Annotated in this window: 12 protein-coding genes and 2 pseudogenes; 7 read left to right on the forward strand and 7 right to left on the reverse strand. The window is 44.2% G+C overall.

Annotated elements, in window-relative coordinates; translation table 11 throughout:
- Window positions 1–82 precede the first annotated feature (82 nt).
- From QUA74_RS10470 to QUA74_RS10480, 3 genes and pseudogenes are all read left to right on the forward strand, one after another.
- A complete protein-coding gene (locus QUA74_RS10470) occupies window positions 83–919 on the forward strand; it encodes a reverse transcriptase domain-containing protein (RefSeq protein ID WP_333349409.1) in 837 nt (278 codons plus the stop codon).
- Between the two features lie 75 nt (window positions 920–994).
- Window positions 995–2096: pseudogene (locus tag QUA74_RS10475) on the forward strand (IS4 family transposase); the annotation flags it as partial.
- Window positions 2097–2263: 167 nt separating this feature from the next.
- Window positions 2264–3454 carry an ISAs1 family transposase gene (locus QUA74_RS10480; RefSeq protein WP_333327787.1) on the forward strand — a complete coding sequence of 397 codons (1191 nt, stop codon included), beginning with the start codon at window positions 2264–2266 and terminating at the stop codon, window positions 3452–3454.
- A 179-nt stretch (window positions 3455–3633) separates the two neighbouring features.
- Here QUA74_RS10480 and QUA74_RS10485 read toward each other — a convergent pair.
- The 3 genes and pseudogenes from QUA74_RS10485 to cas10 all read right to left on the reverse strand — a co-directional run bounded on the left by QUA74_RS10485 (window position 3634) and on the right by cas10 (window position 9581).
- Window positions 3634–5127, reverse strand: a pseudogene (locus QUA74_RS10485) (IS5 family transposase).
- 138 nt (window positions 5128–5265) lie between these two features.
- On the reverse strand, window positions 5266–6453 hold the full coding sequence (locus tag QUA74_RS10490; protein ID WP_333327793.1) for a type III-B CRISPR module-associated Cmr3 family protein: 1188 nt from the start codon (window positions 6451–6453) through the stop codon (window positions 5266–5268).
- Window positions 6450–9581: a type III-B CRISPR-associated protein Cas10/Cmr2 gene (gene cas10, locus QUA74_RS10495; RefSeq protein WP_333327795.1), complete on the reverse strand. Its 3132-nt coding sequence runs from the start codon at window positions 9579–9581 to the stop codon at window positions 6450–6452. The genes QUA74_RS10490 and cas10 overlap by 4 nt, the downstream gene beginning before the upstream one ends.
- A gap of 69 nt (window positions 9582–9650) precedes the next feature.
- Between cas10 and QUA74_RS10500 the strand changes: the two genes are divergently transcribed.
- Window positions 9651–10940 (forward strand): WYL domain-containing protein, encoded by a 1290-nt coding sequence (locus tag QUA74_RS10500; protein WP_333327798.1) that lies wholly within the window; start codon window positions 9651–9653, stop codon window positions 10938–10940.
- Window positions 10941–11706: 766 nt separating this feature from the next.
- Window positions 11707–11862 (forward strand): hypothetical protein, encoded by a 156-nt coding sequence (locus QUA74_RS29850; protein WP_445302138.1) that lies wholly within the window; start codon window positions 11707–11709, stop codon window positions 11860–11862.
- 1013 nt (window positions 11863–12875) lie between these two features.
- On the opposite strand, the gene QUA74_RS10505 is transcribed toward QUA74_RS29850, so the two are convergent.
- Complete coding sequence (locus QUA74_RS10505) at window positions 12876–13043, reverse strand: hypothetical protein (protein WP_333327801.1); 168 nt, start codon at window positions 13041–13043, stop codon at window positions 12876–12878.
- Window positions 13044–13065: 22 nt separating this feature from the next.
- Here QUA74_RS10505 and QUA74_RS10510 point away from each other — a divergent pair, with 22 nt between their 5' ends.
- On the forward strand, window positions 13066–13308 hold the full coding sequence (locus tag QUA74_RS10510; RefSeq protein ID WP_333327804.1) for a hypothetical protein: 243 nt from the start codon (window positions 13066–13068) through the stop codon (window positions 13306–13308).
- Here QUA74_RS10510 and QUA74_RS10515 read toward each other — a convergent pair.
- The 3 genes from QUA74_RS10515 to QUA74_RS10525 are packed head-to-tail and all read right to left on the reverse strand — an operon-like array spanning window position 13285 to window position 15580.
- On the reverse strand, window positions 13285–13635 hold the full coding sequence (locus tag QUA74_RS10515; protein ID WP_333327807.1) for a hypothetical protein: 351 nt from the start codon (window positions 13633–13635) through the stop codon (window positions 13285–13287). The genes QUA74_RS10510 and QUA74_RS10515 overlap by 24 nt on opposite strands.
- Window positions 13636–13670: 35 nt before the next feature.
- On the reverse strand, window positions 13671–14780 hold the full coding sequence (locus tag QUA74_RS10520; protein WP_333327812.1) for a ParB/RepB/Spo0J family partition protein: 1110 nt from the start codon (window positions 14778–14780) through the stop codon (window positions 13671–13673).
- A complete protein-coding gene (locus QUA74_RS10525; RefSeq protein WP_333327815.1) occupies window positions 14780–15580 on the reverse strand; it encodes a ParA family protein in 801 nt (266 codons plus the stop codon). The genes QUA74_RS10520 and QUA74_RS10525 overlap by 1 nt, the downstream gene beginning before the upstream one ends.
- A gap of 298 nt (window positions 15581–15878) precedes the next feature.
- On the opposite strand from QUA74_RS10525, the gene QUA74_RS10530 reads away from it, so the two are divergent.
- Window positions 15879–16781, forward strand: a complete 903-nt coding sequence (locus tag QUA74_RS10530) for a DNA/RNA non-specific endonuclease (RefSeq protein WP_333327818.1) — start codon at window positions 15879–15881, stop codon at window positions 16779–16781.
- The last annotated feature ends 230 nt before the right edge of the window (window positions 16782–17011 follow it).

Consider the following 17011-nt stretch of genomic DNA (forward strand, 5'->3'; position numbering starts at 1 on the left):
TGTTCTGAGTGCAATTTATCTCACTTAGCCCCAGTCTCCCATAAAATAGGTACTTTATTTCCGCCATGCTGTACTAGCCAATATAGCTCTCAATGGGATTGAGGAAATACATCAATCAGTCCGCTACGCGGATGACATGGTAATAATTCTAAAGCCTAAAGATGATGCGACTGCAATACTTGATAAAGTCAGCGAATTTCTGGCAGAACGAGGCATGAAGGTTAGTGAAAAGAAAACAAAGCTAACGGCTACGACAGATGGGTTTGACTTCCTCGGTTGGCATTTCAAAGTGCAGAACAACGGGAAATTTAGATGCGTTCCATCAGCGGACAATTTTAAAGCGTTCCGTCAGAAGGTAAAACACATCGTTAACAGCTCGAATTATGGTGCTACGGTCAAAGCTAAGAAATTAGCCCCTGTAGTTAGAGGCTGGAGAAATTACCATCGCTACTGTAAATTGGAAGGGTCACGGTTATCACTGTGGTTTATCCAAAATAGAGCCTTCAAGGTATTCAATAAGGAATCAAAACAATCTAGCTACACGAGCAAGAAACTGCTTGATAAAGCATTCCCGACGGTTCCTTACTCCGAAAACAAATTTGTCAATGTCAAAGGAGAGAAATCTCCCTACGACGGAGATATAGCCTACTGGAGTGAGCGTAACAGCAAGCTCTATAACGGCGAAACCTCTAAAGCTTTAAAACGGCAAAACCATAAATGTGCGAAATGTGGTCTAAAAATGCTAAGCGATGAAAAGGTGCATCTACATCATGTAGACGGAAACCATAGTAACTCGAAAATAAACAACCTTCTAGCGGTTCACTCTCATCTGCCACGATTATCTCCACATGAGCAAAGGCGTAAGCCAAGAACATCGGGAGCCGGATGCGGGGAAACCAGCACGTCCGGATCTAACTGAGAGGTGCGAAGGATAATACCTTCCATCGACTCAACCGATATAATGTGGTTAAAATCAAGTAAAGGCAGGCGAAAAATGTTGAGCTGGTGGGAGAAAAATTTTGCAACTTGTGAATTAGGAGATGAGAGATTAAACAATAGAGCCTATTCAATTGGCCAAGCCCTAAGTCAAGGGTTCGGGAAAGCATTGTCAGAAATATTCACTCATTGGAAACGAGTTGAAAAGAGCTTATGAGTTTTTGGCAACAGCAAAATAGAATTTGACAAAGTAATCAAACCTCACTGTCAAATGACCTGTGAAGCTGTGGAAGAGCAAGAAGTCGTATTGTCCATAGGAGATACAACCTTTCTAGATTATGGTAGCATCAAAGCCAAACGGGAAGGATATGGACCCACAGGTAACGGTGGCAACGGATTAATTTTACATAGTGCCTTGGCGCTCACCCCCGAACAAGGACAAGTAATGGGACTGTTATGGCAAAAGCTATGGAATCGAGAGCACAAAGAAAAGCCACCACAGGATGAAACCGCAGCAGCCAAAAAACAACGACAGGCAATCGCGCGAAAAGCTGCTCGTCAACGCCCATTTGAAGAAAAAGAGTCTTATCGATGGGTAGAAGCGATGACCGAAGTCCAGCATGAAGTAAGTAACAGCACCCGAGTAATTCATGTTTTCGACCGAGAAGGAGATATTAGTGAAGTGTTCGACCAAGCACGTCAACTGAAACATACAGGAGTATTAGTACGTGCAGCTCATGACCGTAGCCCTTACCAGAATAGCGAACGTTTGTGGAGAAAGTTGGAATCCCAACGGATCAGATTTGAACAGGAAATCAAAGTACCAGAAACTGGTAAACGTCAGGGAAGGATAGCTTCATTGGCAGTGCGCTTCTGTCAAGTTCAACTACGAGTTCCCTATCGCGAGAGAGAATCGTGATTCATTACAAGTTTATGCTGTTTATGCAACTGAAATCGATGGCCCAGAAAGCGAAACACCTTTAGAATGGATGCTTCTGACGACTGAAGTCGTAGAAGATATAGAAACTGCGATTAAGATGCTGCGCTGGTATACTTACCGTTGGCGGGTGGAAGATTATCATAAAATCTTTAAGTCTGGCTGCAAGTGTGAGCGCTACAGACTTGCTGCTGAGGGTATGAAGCCTTTGTTAGGCTTTTTAAGTAGGGTTTGCTGAATAATCGATCGCCAACCAAGAGCAGGAGCGATCGATATATTCAAGCTTGGTTAAATATCAGGGTAAACGCATCTTAACTTCAACCCAAAATATGCTACAGTTATATCCGAGTAAATTTCAATGTAGTTTATTGTAGTTCATGAGAGTTATCAATGGCAAGAGGTTTTAGTAAAGCTGTAACTTCCCAACAAAAAAAAACAGATTTATTGCCTTCACTGAATATTTTAAATGCCAGTTTTTTAGAAGATTTTGCCAAGTTGAAAGACCCAAGAATAGAAAGAAGTAAAGAACATTTACTCAAAGATATTATAGCGATTGCGATTCTAGCTATCATCAGTGGTGCAGACGGATGGGTGGCAATAGAAGCCTATGGTAACGCCAAACATGAATGGTTGAAAAGCTTTCTAGAATTACCGAATGGTATACCATCTCATGACACATTTAGTCGGGTATTTGCTCGAATTGAACCACAACAGTTTCAAGAATGTTTTTTGAGCTGGGTAAATGCGATAGTCGGGGAATTAGAACTCAACGTGATTGCCATTGATGGCAAAACAATGAAACAATCTTATGACCGAAATGACCAGCAAAAAGCGCTACATATAGTTACTGCTTGGTCTTCATCTCATCAATTGGTTTTAGGACCAAAAAAAGTCGCTAAAAAATCTAACGAGCTGACAGCAATCCCGGAATTAATAGAAATTGCCGGAAGTGTAATAACCATAGATGCTATGGGGTGTCAAAAAGACATAACATCTCTGATTTTTAAGAAAAAAGGAGATTATATTTTAGCTTTAAAAGGCAATCAAAAACTCCTGTACCAAGCCGTAAAAGAATGGTTTGAATTAGCCCAAAAGTCCGATGATTTAGGTAGAGAGTATAACTATCATGAACAAGTAGAAGCTGGACATCATCGAGTGGAAAAAAGACAAGTCTGGACTGTGGATGTATCCGAGTTACCACCTCTGCATAATCAAGCATTATGGAGTGGATTAAAAACAGTTGTCATGATAGTTAGTGAACGACGATTGTGGAATAAAACCACCACAGAAGCTCGTTTTTACTTGAGTAGTTTAAGCAGTAATGCTGAAAAAATTGCTGGAGCGATTCGCAGTCATTGGGGCATTGAAAATAGCTTACATTGGACACTTGATGTTACATTTTGTGAAGATGAAAGCCGGATTCGGAAACAGAACTCTCCCGAAAATTTTGCACTTCTACGTCGATTAGCCATAAATTTACTGAAACAAGAAAAAACTTCTAAGCAAAGTCTAAAAATGAAGCGGTATCGAGCGGCAATGGACAATAATTATTTAGTTAAAATTTTAAACTCTGCCAGTTAATGCTCGAAATCTAACACCTATCTAAGAAGCAAAATTATCCGGCTTTAAGAAGTTTAGAAATTCTTAAGGTTCTGATTTAATCTGCTTAAGTGGGGTTAAAATTAATGATTTTAAGAAGGTTTTTTTATTTATTGAGTAATGCACAAATTCATGTTTTTGTCAAATTAATTTAGATGCGTTTACCCTGGGTTAAATATAAGTTGTTTCGGCATTGATTCCACCCAGTTATAATTGTAGATTATATTCAAGCCAAAAACAGGTGTTCTTTTTCCAAATAGACATAAAAACACACAAAAAACCCGGCGCCACCAGGAAGCATCGGTTCATTACCAAAAAAGTAATTGCAATAACTGTACCAGATGTATTATCAAGTTTTGCCATCACTCGATTGAGACCGAATCTTCGTTTTCCTTGCCCAAACTTGCCCTCAATGGCATTTCTAATCCTCTCATCTTCCAACGCTTGCCTCTTTTTTGATTTACTCACATTTGCTGGCGGTCTTCCTAATGGCGGCCCACTCAGCCTAATGCCTTTTTCTTTACACCATGCTCGGTTTTCCCGATTTCGGTAAATGCGATCTGCATGAACTGACTCTGGATAATACCCTGTGAATTTATGATATGCTTCTACTTGTGTTTTTAAGTCCCCTGATTCCTTAAAGTTATCCCAGCTCATCCGGTCTAAAATACATATCCCTCAAAACAACTGGCTGATATTTTGGCTCCAAATTCTACGCTTTTTCCTGCTTTTCCTCTGACTATGGGACGGATATGGGGTTGGCTTAAACTTACTATTCTATCCTCAATACTCTGTTTATTATTGTCAAATAACCATTGCTGTTGGCGATAGACCTTTGTGAGGACTAACAAGGTTTTATATTGCTTTTTATTCAGAGCTTCTAGGCTCGCACCTGAATCGATTAGCTGTTCAATATGAGCTAGGTTTCTTTTTATGTATTGAAGTTGTTTTTTAATTGCTTGTCTTTTTTTGTTTTTGGTCGGTCGTCGTTGTTTGGCTACTGCTAAGTAGTCTTTCCTCGCTAGATTACGGTATGTTATTGGTTTTTTAGTGGTGTTTTCTTTAATTTGTTTATACAGAATGTCTATAATTTTTTCTGTATGAACTCTGGCTCTGTTTAATAGTCCTAAGTCGGTCGGATAACTAATGTCGGCTGGGGCGCAGGTTGCATCTACGATCAACTTACCACGATTGGGTGACTCATTTTTGCCGTCCGAATCCTTTTTTTTTTCGGGTGGGACTGGCGTGATTTCTCGCATTTTTTCGACCATGCGTTCGTTCACTTTATTAATTAGGTTCGGACTAATTCTTTGCCGAAAATGAACTAATAAAGATGGGTCACAGGGTAGCTCGTTACTGTAGCTTGCTCGACCGATAAAGTATTGTAGATAGGGGTTTTCACGGATTTGTTCTACCGTTTCGCGATCGCTAATTCCCAGCTTTTCTTTGATAATTAACGCCCCCAATGCCATCCGAAAGGATTTGGCTGGTGCGCCCTTTTCTGTGGGGAAGTTTTCCGCATATTCTGATTCAAATTCTGACCACGGGATTAGTTCGCCCATTTTTACCCAACGGTTGTCAGCAGACAACCTTCCTCCGAAAGGCAGTTCAAACTCGGATGGGGGGCTGGAGGCAAGCTCAGCTTTTTTGTACATGATCGCAGGTGGTGATGCACGGGTTTTGACCTATTTTACCTGTTTATCTTGCACTTTATTCTCGATTGCGCGCTCGAAACCCAGGCCACGCAATATGGGCTCGATTATTCAGCAAGCCCTAAGTATAAGTTAAATAATTCATGGTTGTGCTTCCTTGTTAATTGATTTACTGTCAAAATTAATCCAAAGTAATTCTGAGTAACCTAACTGTTGCCAAACGCGCACCTTAGTTTCTGTATCCTCCTGAAACAACTTTGCTGGTTGATTCAAATAATACAAACTACCGGGCCGCGCAGCAAAAACTTGGGGCGCTGGAATGCTTTTTCCTGGCTCATCTTTAGTATCTCGAATGCGGCAACTTATTGGCAGTGCGCTGGCTGTTGAAACGCTAACTAATGGCCCGATCGTCTGATTGCTATTAACTGCGTGAGCTAATTTCCATTCCGAGGGCCACGCACGGCATATAGAGAGACGGTTATCTTTGCTGTCCCGGCGTTCAAATACTCCGGGAGTGACGAGATAGGCAATTGATTTCCCATGTTCTTTGTCGCCTTTTTTAAAGTTTTCCTGACCTTTCGTAAAGTTTTTCTTTGATAATTCTTGGAGTTTTTGCCATTGGTTATCTAAGACTTCTACCCGCTGCAAGATAGCCCGGTGTCCTTCACCACCTAATTGAATTATCGCTGGTGTTTCGATGGCTTGATTGATAGTTGATTCGAGACCGATCGCCAAACTCCAACCTTCCTTTAAACGAATGGCATTTTCGACAAAATACCCGTCAGCGTCTTTGACTTGCCGCGTGCCCTCTTGAAGGGCATTGTGCGAGCGAGTTTCAACTAACCAAGGTTCAATTTCTGTTTTCGTTTTGTCTTCTGTCAGCCAGTCACTTCTGTTAATTTTACCAGAGTGTAGATATTTTTGTACAGTTGTAAATGACAAATATTCCCTGAATTTGTAATTGCCAATTTCTGCATCTTTGCGTTCATGATCCTTGTTGCAATCCGAAGGTTTTACCAAAGGACAAGGCTGTTGTTTATCCCACAATGCTTGGTGTAAGTTAGAGTTTTCATCCCAGGCTAAAGGCACGAGGGGAATTGAGCCGACAAACCCGATGGGACGAGAAAAATAAAGGCTTTCATCTCGACACAGAAACGGGCCAGTAATTTGCAAATCTTTCTTGTCTCCTAGCAGTTTCCGCAAGGCACCGGCAATGGTATGTCCGTTGGGAGGAAAAGTGCTGCTTGCCCAGGCTCTTTCTCCTGGCGTGAAGGGTTTAGCATCTCTGAACAATAATACGTCTAGAGGGGTAATTGTGTACCAATTCATTGACTTTTACCTCCTAGTTTGATGTCGCGGTTGCGAATTAAAAAGGCGGCGAGTTTCAGCCAGTTGTTCATTTGCAGCTCGCACTCTGTCCCGCTTTCAGTTGTCTGCCATAATTTTTGCAAAAACTGGGTTAATAATTCTTGAAATTTTTTCTGCATTAATTCATCACCTTTAAAAGCTTCTCGGCGACTACAAAAGGCATTTGTCCAAGGCCCAATTGCCTCATACATCGGTGCTGGATGTTGACTCCAAACAGTCGCAGCTTGCTCAAAGATTGCGCTTTCTAAACCTGGAATAGCAATCAACTCTTGCCAGTGATGGAATACATCAAACTTACAAGTAGCTTTCAAAATGTTGCCGTTACCGTAGAGAATGCGAACTTGCACAGCATCCTTTTGTTTGCCATCAGGTGATTTGTGCTTCTTGGCTTTGTCTTCAGCTTCCCAAAGATTCTCCAAAGCGATCGCCAAAGGTACGGAATGGTGAGCAAGAACAATGCCAAAACTAATCGTCGCCTTGTGTCCCATTGTAAATAAAGGGCGACTTGATAAAGTTTCAGGTAATTGGCCACCATTCCAGCGCCAGTAATCTCCTTCGTTATCAAATTCTCGATTTTGCTCGTTTAAATCCCCCAAAGGATCTTTATCCCCTCGGAAACACTGGCGAATATCCCACAGCCACTTATCCCATTCCCAGAGATTTGTATAGGCTAAAACATCATCACCACCGCCGTAAATCAAACGTCCCGCGTAGCGCTGTTCAGTTAGATAAGGGACTAATTGATTAGAAAAATCTAGCAAAGCACGACTCAAAGCACTGTGAGTAGCTGGACCCATGCGCTTTTGCACTTCCAGAAACTCTTGAAATGGCTCCCGGAACTGCTCCGGCATTTGATTAATCTTGTGGTGCAAAGCATCAGGAAGATAATGATTATATGCTTTTAGCTTTGTACCTTTGAGCCACTCACTCATACCGTCGCCATCGCCAGCAGCTAAGACGTACCAATCTGTTAGATTCTTGCCAAGAGGAAATAATTTAGAAATGAATTCTCGCAGTTTCCTTAACTCTTCTTGCTTCGCTTTTTGTTTTTCAGTGTGAGTGAATAGTTGGTCAGGACGATCGCTTTTTGGGTGATAGTCCTCAATCAACCAGCCAGCATTCAGCAAGCGCGGATTGTACCAATTACTGTGATTTTTTGCTATCCAAGGAATGCCCCAAGGTAAATTAGCTGGTGCATATTTACCGTCATTTGTCCATGTAAATTTATTGACAAGTTTTGCACAAGATTCCAAAAAGTAATCAATAGCTTGCTGGTTCCCTGCTGCTTCCATAGTTCGCAGCCAGCCAGCTACACCCGAACTCAAATCGGGATAAAGAACAGGTATTTTACCCCGCTCCTTTTCGGATTCCCCTGGAAATAGTTCTTTGAGTAAAATTTGGTGCAAACCCCGCTTGACGATTTCGGTGGCATTGAGTTGTTCAATACCGTCGAATAACCCCATATCATAAGACCAAAATTCCCTAGTTTGTTCCTCCGTAGCCCAATCATTTTGTTTGGAATTATAGGTGGAATGCACGGCTGATCCTATTCCTGACACCGTGGAACGGGGACCGAAGGCAGTAGGTAGTTGCCAAGTTCTAGAATTTTTAACAGCATTGAGACTGAAGCGAAGGGAGTCAAAAATACTTGCCCACCACGAGCCTGCATTCATATTTGGCTGTTTGGCTCTAAATTCGGCTCTAGTTTCTGGTTCTGAGGGGTTTTCGTGCGACTTGGGAGATGTGTGCCTAAATACAGCTTCGATAAAATTGTATTCCGGTCTACTAAATAATGCTGTATGCGGATTAGCAAAGTCATTTTGCTTTTGAATCCATGCTTTGTATTCAGTTTCTTTGCCGGGGTAATGATGTAGTTCAGCATCAGAAGAACCGATCGGCAGTGCAGTCCAGTATGTCTGCCACTGTGCTTTTAACCAGCCCTCCCAAGTTTTGGAATTGATATTGCGCCACTGTTCGCCGCCTTTTGTTTTGTCGGCTTGCAGGAAAGCTAATACTTTTTGCCCGATATTTTTCCATTCTTGGTGAAGCGTTGCTTCGGCATAAGCCATAGCTGCGCGTACTGGATTACCGCTGGTTGCTTCTGCACCTTGACCGTTATTAGGCAAGATCATTACTAAGACATTGGGAAATCCTGCTGTGAGTAATTGTTGCTCCAAAACTGGTTGGGGCGGCTGTTTAATCCACTCTTGAAAGTCGGGATATTTTTGTAATAGCCAGTGGTCAATTAGCGGTTGGGCGTATAAACAAGGGTAAAGCAGAGTATCGGGGCCGTATTTCTGGGCGATCGCCCAGCAAACTTTGGCAGAAAGATAGTGCAGCAGCCAGGAACCAGCCCAAAAATCTCGCATTTTGCGGCTGGATTTGATTAATTCTTGTACGGGGGTAAAGCTGAAAGTAGCGACATGAGGGCGCGATCGCAGCCAATTGTGATCGTCTTTTTTCGGATAATCTTCTAGATTGTCGGAATACCCTGCTAATCCTCCAGCTAAAGCAGAAGTCATAGTAACGTGACTCCATAAAGAAGCATCGGGAATGCGCGTTTCTGCGGGCAATAAATGAATGCACGGCTCATCTGTTGCTGCTCCCAAAGAGGTAGAAAGTGCCTGTGTATAACACCGCCACAACCACCAAAATACTTTTTGCGGATCTTTCCATTCTTTAATAGGATCGAGTGCAGTTTGTTCAACCCAATCTAAAAATTCCGCGCGATCACGATCGATAATCCGGTGGTGCCACTGTTCTAAAATCAAAGTTTGTGCTTTTCCCGATAACAAGTGGCGTAGCTGTAACCCTTGATTCTCATAGAGTACGGCACTATATTCCGGCGGCAGTCTACCAACAGTAGTCCGATCACTGGTGGCTGCGATCAAATCGCACAATCCTACATACTTCAGCCAAGTTCCATTCAAATTGGTTTGGGAATGAGTTGCCGGTTCTTGCGGAGACTTCCAGCCCTCCATACACTGCAACTGTCCCCATCCTCCCTCCCGACTCATGTCTCGATGCAGCGATTTGAGGACTGGATCGTGCATCAATCCCCAAATTTTGGCTTGCCAGAATGTTGACATTGCTGTTATTCGCTAACGATTCCACTCAATATATCAGCCGAGCCAGCTTCGAGTCTCGCAATTTACAATATGTATCAAATCTCTTGGAAAACCTACAGCTCTCTAAATAACGGCTTTGAGGTTTTTCTAGATTTTTATGTCAATATTGTCTTTTCCTTGACTTTTACCCACTTTACCCCCATCATGGCAAAAAAACCAACGCCTCACCCCTACGCCGACAAACTAACGTTCGATCGCATCATGCTCCTCATCGCCACATTGGTAAACCATCCGGGCATCGGACACTCTGACACCGAAGCATCCGACAGTAAATATCACGACGCTTTGCTAGAAGTTCAATCTCAATTACAGAAAGTTGCCGAGTCGGGCAGCATCGAGTTTCCAGAAAACTATCCTGCAACTGCTACCATTCGCAAAGATTTAGAAACTTTGCGCCACTACGGAATCCTTGACAAACGAATGTATCGCTTCGGCTATTATCTCGGCACCGGTGCAATGAATCGAGACGAACTACTATTCGCATTTCAAGCAATAGCCTCTCAAGCCAAATATCAAGGAAATCCTCAAGCCCGCCAAATTTGTGAAAAACTCACTAAACGGTTGCGTGGATTAGATATCGAGCTCCAAGGTAAATTGTTCTATCCCGTTCGCGAACAACTAAATCGTGCGATTATTTACACCGACCCTGTAGAAATGCTTGATCGCCAAGAATATCGGAATACCCTATTTCACAAACTAGATATCGTAGAAACAGCCATCGTTCGGGGTCAGGCGATCGAACTTCACCGCCAAAGCGATCCTTACGGTAAAGGCAAGATTGGTTTCCACCGCATCTGGCCCCTGCAACTGATTTATCACGATATCGCCTGGTATCTCATTTGCGAAAATTACGACAACGGACACTTGAAGGTAGTACGGGTCAATCGCTTTACCGACTACTGCGAAATTATCAATGCAGAAGAGCGCGGCTTAGCTGTACAGGGACAACGTTTGAAAATAGCTCAAAAGTTGTTAAAAAACGGCTGGGGGTTGTTCTTAGGCAAGCCAGAACAACAGCAGGCTGAATTGCAAGGTACGCTGAAGTTAGAAAAAGTGAAGGTGCGGTTTTTTGAGAAGGTAGTTGGATTTATTCTAGAGGGCGATCGACGGCATCCGCGACAAAAGATTAAAGAAGGCCCGAAGAATAGTTTTGGCAAAGTGGCTTATGTGGACTATCAGATAGATTTGCCCGATCGCTCCTTGAACGAATTCAGTCTGTGGGTGAACAGATATATGGATAGCGCCCAAGTGCTTTCCCCGCCGAGTTTGGTAGAAAAACACCGACAAGCAGCAAGAGATTTAGCCGATCGATACAGCTAACGGGACTTAAACCACAAATCCTTGCTAAAAATGCTCTAACCCTTTGTAGGTAACACTTTCACGTCAAAGTACAGCGTCCGTTGGCAGACTATATATCGGTGAAGTCAGCAAAACTGATAACGCAGTAGCTTTAGTAGCGACACATTTATCTTCCAGCGCTATATGAGAATTAGTTAATATCCTGATGATTACAGGGGTTCAAGTCTTGGACGGGAAAACACTATTGACTTTGGGAGACTAATCTAGCCCATATCGACGCACCTCGCTTGATTGGTGTAACCCTTATGGTTTGGTTGAAGTGCGTCGATGCTTTGCAGGGATTGAGTTTGAGGCTTATAGTTCGATGCTTTTTCTCATTTACCTGTGCTATATTTTAGCGGTGCGTCGATTTGATGGCTGAATCCCGCTCTGGGTATGGTCTGTGCGACGAACTCTCCCCACTCGCGGGGGAAACTAATTGAATGGAAACTCGCTTGTTGTCCCGGGGGGGCAAAAGTTGGCACACTCCCCACTCGCGGGGGAAACTAATTGAATGGAAACGTTGAGCTCCAGCGACTAACGGATTAAACCAAATGACCTCCCCACTCGTTGGGGAAACTAATTGAATGGAAACTCGTGATTCTTTGCAGGATTCACGCTGTAATATTCGCGAACTCCCCACTCGCTGGGGAAACTAATTGAATGGAAACTAAAGCACGTAATATGCAGGGAACAACCGAATTACGTTGGTTGCAATGACTCCCCACTCGCTGGGGAAACTAATTGAATGGAAACCACTCACGATACTCGTAGCCGCCGGGGTTGTCAGTTTGGTAATAACTCCCCACTCGTTGGGGAAACTAATTGGATGGAAACATCAAGAACATTGACCATAGACATGATCGGCACAGTATTTACTCTCCCCACTCGTTGGGGAAATTAATTGAATGGAAACTCGTAAACTGCGTCTGTCCAAGCGTCTTCCCCTGATGAATACTTCCACTCGCTGGGGAAACTAATTGAATGGAATGAACGCATATCCGTTGAATTCCCCGTGAAAGATTTGACTCCCCACTCGTTGGGGAAACTAATTGAATGGAAACGCTAAAACAAAATTTGTGGAAGTCTTCTATTAATGCGACAGTTTAAGGAAAACCATAAATAGCTGTTGACAAAAGACTAGATTTCTAATCTAATTTTGGGGGGATGCCTTTTGGTGGACGCCTCTACCGCATAGAGTAAACGTCCTTAAGGCATCGTCCTATCCCCCAGCCGAAGGGTGACGGCACTGTCTAGCAAATTTAACTTGTCACTTGCTAGAAATACATAACTAAGACAAAGTGTGTCGAAGTCTTCTATTAATGCGGAATCGAAGGAGGCTTCGACTTCACACGACACCGCAAACAGAAATTAAAAATCAGAGCCTTCTGTAGTGCCAAAAGCTCTAAGTTTTCAACATCGGGAAAACTTCAAAGACAAACTTTTACAACTCAAATTTCTGCAATTAATCCGAATTGTGAAGAATTAACAAGCACAAAAAAAGCCCCATACTTGGGGCAAAATCTAACTATTTTCAGTCGTTGGGTGGCAGGTTTATTATATTGTTGGTGAAACTCTCCCCTACGAGAATTGGGGCAGACACGATCGCTTATTATGGAGTCACCAAAACCCAATCGTCCGCTGTTTTGACAATCTCAGAATTCTGCAAACCTAAATCTTTTAAACCTGGTTGAATAGAAACAACCGATCGCAGCTACGGAAGTTAACGCTAAATACTCCCCACTCGTTGGGCAAGCTAATTAAAGGGAAACGGGCGATCGTCAAAGTTCAAGAGATACCAAGTTTTCATTGAAAGCTCCGCACTTGTTGGGAAAACTTCTGTTTCTTAACCCAGTCAATTCCTCCGAGCGATCGCCACCTTCCGAGTAGAGCGATCGCCGAATGTGAAGAGAACCCTTACCCCTCCACCTCCTTCAACCCATCCTCCAACAGCATCCGCACAATATCCACTTTCTTGCGCCCTGTCTTTGCTGCCAACATCGACAGTTTGCGGTGTAGAGTTTCGGACATATCCACCGTAAACCTGACCGTCGCTTCTTTGTCCGGTGCTTGCAGTTTACTCATAAGGCTAGGCTCCTTTGATTGAATGGAAACTGGTTCTGGTGCAGATACTGCGGGTTGCGGTGGTGTTGCGGGCAATGCAACTTCCGCTGGTGTTGGCAATGCAGCTTCCGGTGTTAGCGATGCTGTGGGCGTTGGTGCTGGTCATACAAGTTCTGGTGGTGTTGGCGATGCAGTTTCCCGATCGCCAAAGACAAATTCTTCCATCGCGCTGCCAAGTGGTTTACGTTTTTTGGTACTCATTTCAACGCTCCCACAATTTCCTTAAACAGTCGGCTCTACTCTTTACCAGAATATGAGGCTGGTTGATCGTCCAAATCCCACACCGTAGCGGCTTGACCCGAAGAATCGGCGATGACTTGTTTTTGATGAACGACTGGGTAGCGGCTTGACCCGAAGAATCGGCGATGACTTGTTTTTGATAAACAACTGAGTTGATCACTTTGATGGTGCGGGCAAGTTTTCCCAGCAACTCCATTGCTTCAGCTTTGAGCTTTGTCCTTTTCACTGCCCGACTCAAAAACATTACTGCTTGGGGCGGGCCTTGTCTCGCCGAATGAATCGAGCAGGGGGCGATCGCCATTTTTTCTGTCAACCAGAAAGCTTAAGCCATTTTTAAATTTATGATGTTTAGCTCAAAATTTCATCAATTTCCGAAAGCTTTTGTTGTAAAACTTGGCGCAACTCCATAAGTTGTTCGGCGCTAGTCGAAACCATCACTACTTTCGATAACTTCTTAACCCCTCGCACCAATGTTGTGACTTCTTTCGAGTCAGAAGTGACTGATTTTAGGTATTTAGCCTTGATCTGTCCGACCAACTCGCGAGTCTTTGCTACCGTTAAATCTTGCTCAATCACTTGGTTAGTCGCTTCAATCCTCTCCTTCTTAGCGTGACGCTCAGAAGTCTTTAAAGTCTTCGCAGATAAAACCGTCAAAGCTAAAGCGTGCGCTCCTTTGAGCCCTTGCTGTCGAATTGCTGTCTTCAAATCCTTTGGCAGGGACAACATAGGAATTAAGTTAGCCTTCACCGAAGCGGGATTTAAAGCCAAATCCAACAAAGCTAACAGCAACTTTTCCTCCGTTTCGCTCACTCCCAAAGATTTCACTCCTTGCTGCTGTTCATCTGTCGCAGCCGTCACGAGGGCAGCCAGTTGATGAGCCTGGGAAGAACGCTCCAAACGCCGCAACACTGTTGACAGTACAGTAGAAATCTCTTCAGCCTCACGACTGGTAGTGGTAGCTATTTCCTGAATAATCGCCTCAGCCTTATCCAAGGGGTTGAGGTCTTCGTGGTGGATAAACGTCAACAGCGCTTTGCGATGTAAGTCTTGAGGCATGGGGGCAGTGACAGCCCGCATTGTTTTCCAACCCAACTGTTTAGCCGCTTCCCAACGGCGCTGTCCGTCCCACAACAAGTATCTTTCACCTTGAGGAATGACAATCAGTGGAGTAATTTGCCCGTCGTGAGCCAAACTCCGAGCCAAAGTTTGAATGCTTTCCGGTGTAATTGTCTGGCGAGGTTGGTAGTGATTGGGGTCAATTAAATCTACAGCTACTTCTAATTCACCCGACTGCGCTTTCAGTTGCTCTCGCAAAGCTGCCATTTGTTGCTCAAGCTCTGGAGATGGTGTGGCTCGCAGCCTATCTACTTCAGCTTGTAATTGGGCAATCCGTTCGGCTTGGTCAGCCGCTTGATAAGCACCCGCAAAGCGTTCGTTTATTTTAGGCAGTTTACCCATTAAAGTTTTCCTTTTTTAACTAACGTAACGAGGTCGTCAGCGATCGCTTTGAAGTCTTTGCAAGCGGGATGGGCTGGGCGGTATTTTTGTAAGGGCAGGCCGTTGGCGCTTGCATTCTTGAATTCTGAGGAATCTCGAATCTGCGGGTATAGTTTTACTCGCAGTTGTTGGGCGACTTCAGGTAACTGCTGGAGGTACTGGCGGTGAATGGCGCGACTGTTGTCATATAAGCTGGGAACTAAGCCTAAGACTGGAGGGCGTGGTTCTAGCATTAAGTCATCGGAAATTCCAATCAACCACTGCGTCAAGTCAGCTACGCCGGAAACAGATTTCATCTCTAACTGAAGGGGAATTAGTATGCCGGTGGCAGCCGCCACTGCATTTTCGCAAATGATTCCAATGGTGGCAGGGCAGTCTAAGATGATTACATCGTGGCGCAGAGGATGGCTCTTGAAGCGATCGGCCAGCACGTACTCACCGCGTCTCCGAATGACCAAATCGTTTGCCACCTGTGCAGTAGCGGGATGACCTTGACAGATTTCGATATCGGGATGGTTCCAAGCCGAAACCAAGGGCCAATTTCCGTCGAATTCTTTGTCAAATACTCGGACAACTGTATTCTCCACTTCTGCGCTCGGTAAGCCACAGAATACATCTAAAGCTCGTTGAGGATCGAGGTCGATTAAAGCTACTTTGAGTCCCCGTTTGCATATCTCGTAAGCTAGATGTACTGCTAACGTTGTTTTCCCAACACCGCCAGCATTGGCTAAAATCCCAATAATAATTTTCTGCTTTGCCATAACTCCACTCTGAAAAGTCGTATTTTAAGATACGACAGAAAGTTTGTCTCGTCGTATTTTAAGATACGACAGAACATTTGGTTCGTCTTTTAAGATACGACGAGCGGGCAATGCCGATCGCCGATTGGTGGGAAGGTGAAGTTACTCACACGATAGTCCGCTTGTTACAGCACTTGACTTGCAATAAATCATTCCACACAAACACTGAAAAGTACCTACAGGTTTTTTGGGATTCTTTCTGTTAAGTGGCAGGCTGCTGATAAGCTTGGCATGGAAGATGTAAGAGGAGCGGTTGAGAGTGAAGAATTTGTGGCAACGGGGGGCGATCGCTCTGATTTTGGTAGGAATTGTTAGCGGCTGCAACTTGACTGAGCCATCGCCACCGTCTCGACTTCCTCAAATTGGTCGTGAAAAACCAAGGGTGCAGCAACCAAAACCAAGCACCAGAGAACCAATCAGCTCAGCCATCAATAACCGCAACTTACTCCTGGGAAATCCCAGCAATGCCGCTCCCAGTGTTGCCAGCAACATCAACAACTATTTACTGGTAAAACCCCAGTACGTGATGAGCTACAACAGCAAAACTAAGACCGCCAACTGGGTTTCGTGGCAGCTCAACAAATGTTGGATTGGAGCAGCCGATCGCCAAGACAACTTCCGTCCCGACGAGGCCCTCCCCGCTGCTTGGTACAAAGTCCGTCCCAACGATTACACGGGAAGCGGTTACGACCGAGGGCACATTGCACCCAGTGCCGATCGCACCCGCAACGAAGCGGACAACAGCAGCACATTCCTGATGACCAACATGATGCCCCAAGTACCAGAACTCAATCGAGGTTTGTGGAGTGATCTGGAAGATTACTGCCGAGATTTGGTGCAGCAGGGCAAGGAACTTTACATCGTAGCGGGGCCCGTGGGAAGAAAAGGCAGCATCGGCAAAAAGGAGAAGATTGCAGTGCCGTCTCGAAATTGGAAAGTTATTGTGGTTCTCGACAGACAAGGGTTGGGGATGCAGGGAATTACAGCCGACACCAGGACGATCGCTGTGATGATGCCCAACAATGCCAGCGTCAAAGGCAAAGGATGGAAAAGCTTTCGAGTTCCCGTGGCAAGAGTTGAACGCGAGACGGGGCTGAATTTCTTATCTAATGTGTCGCCACAGGTTCAGCAGGTGATTGAGAGCAAAGTGGACAGTCAGTAAAGAAGGGATACAACTTACTTTTTTGCTTGAGACTTTTAACCAACTGCATTAACATTTGCCATTAGCAATCCGTAAGAAAGGATGAAGAGAATAAACTTGATTAGCCAGTTAATCCTGAAATTATATTCTCGATCGAGGTAAGACCAGAGGGGAGGAAAAACAATTAGGAACATAAAAAAGGAAGCTATAATACCCATCTGGAATGGCTTGCCCTCTGTGTAAGAGAAAAA

This window comes from Microcoleus sp. LAD1_D3, from assembly GCF_036702135.1.
Taxonomy (GTDB): domain Bacteria; phylum Cyanobacteriota; class Cyanobacteriia; order Cyanobacteriales; family Microcoleaceae; genus Microcoleus.

Excerpts from the sequence above, each read along its gene's own strand:
- QUA74_RS10490 (WP_333327793.1), bottom strand. The coding sequence starts at position 6,453 with ATGAATTGGTACACAATTACCCCTCTAGACGTATTATTGTTCAGAGAT.
- QUA74_RS10520 (WP_333327812.1), bottom strand. The coding sequence starts at position 14,780 with ATGGGTAAACTGCCTAAAATAAACGAACGCTTTGCGGGTGCTTATCAA.
- QUA74_RS10480 (WP_333327787.1), top strand. The coding sequence starts at position 2,264 with ATGGCAAGAGGTTTTAGTAAAGCTGTAACTTCCCAACAAAAAAAAACA.
- QUA74_RS10525 (WP_333327815.1), bottom strand. The coding sequence starts at position 15,580 with ATGGCAAAGCAGAAAATTATTATTGGGATTTTAGCCAATGCTGGCGGT.
- QUA74_RS10500 (WP_333327798.1), top strand. The coding sequence starts at position 9,651 with ATGTATCAAATCTCTTGGAAAACCTACAGCTCTCTAAATAACGGCTTT.
- QUA74_RS29850 (WP_445302138.1), top strand. The coding sequence starts at position 11,707 with ATGGAAACCACTCACGATACTCGTAGCCGCCGGGGTTGTCAGTTTGGT.
- cas10 (WP_333327795.1), bottom strand. The coding sequence starts at position 9,581 with ATGTCAACATTCTGGCAAGCCAAAATTTGGGGATTGATGCACGATCCA.
- QUA74_RS10505 (WP_333327801.1), bottom strand. The coding sequence starts at position 13,043 with ATGAGTAAACTGCAAGCACCGGACAAAGAAGCGACGGTCAGGTTTACG.
- QUA74_RS10510 (WP_333327804.1), top strand. The coding sequence starts at position 13,066 with ATGGAAACTGGTTCTGGTGCAGATACTGCGGGTTGCGGTGGTGTTGCG.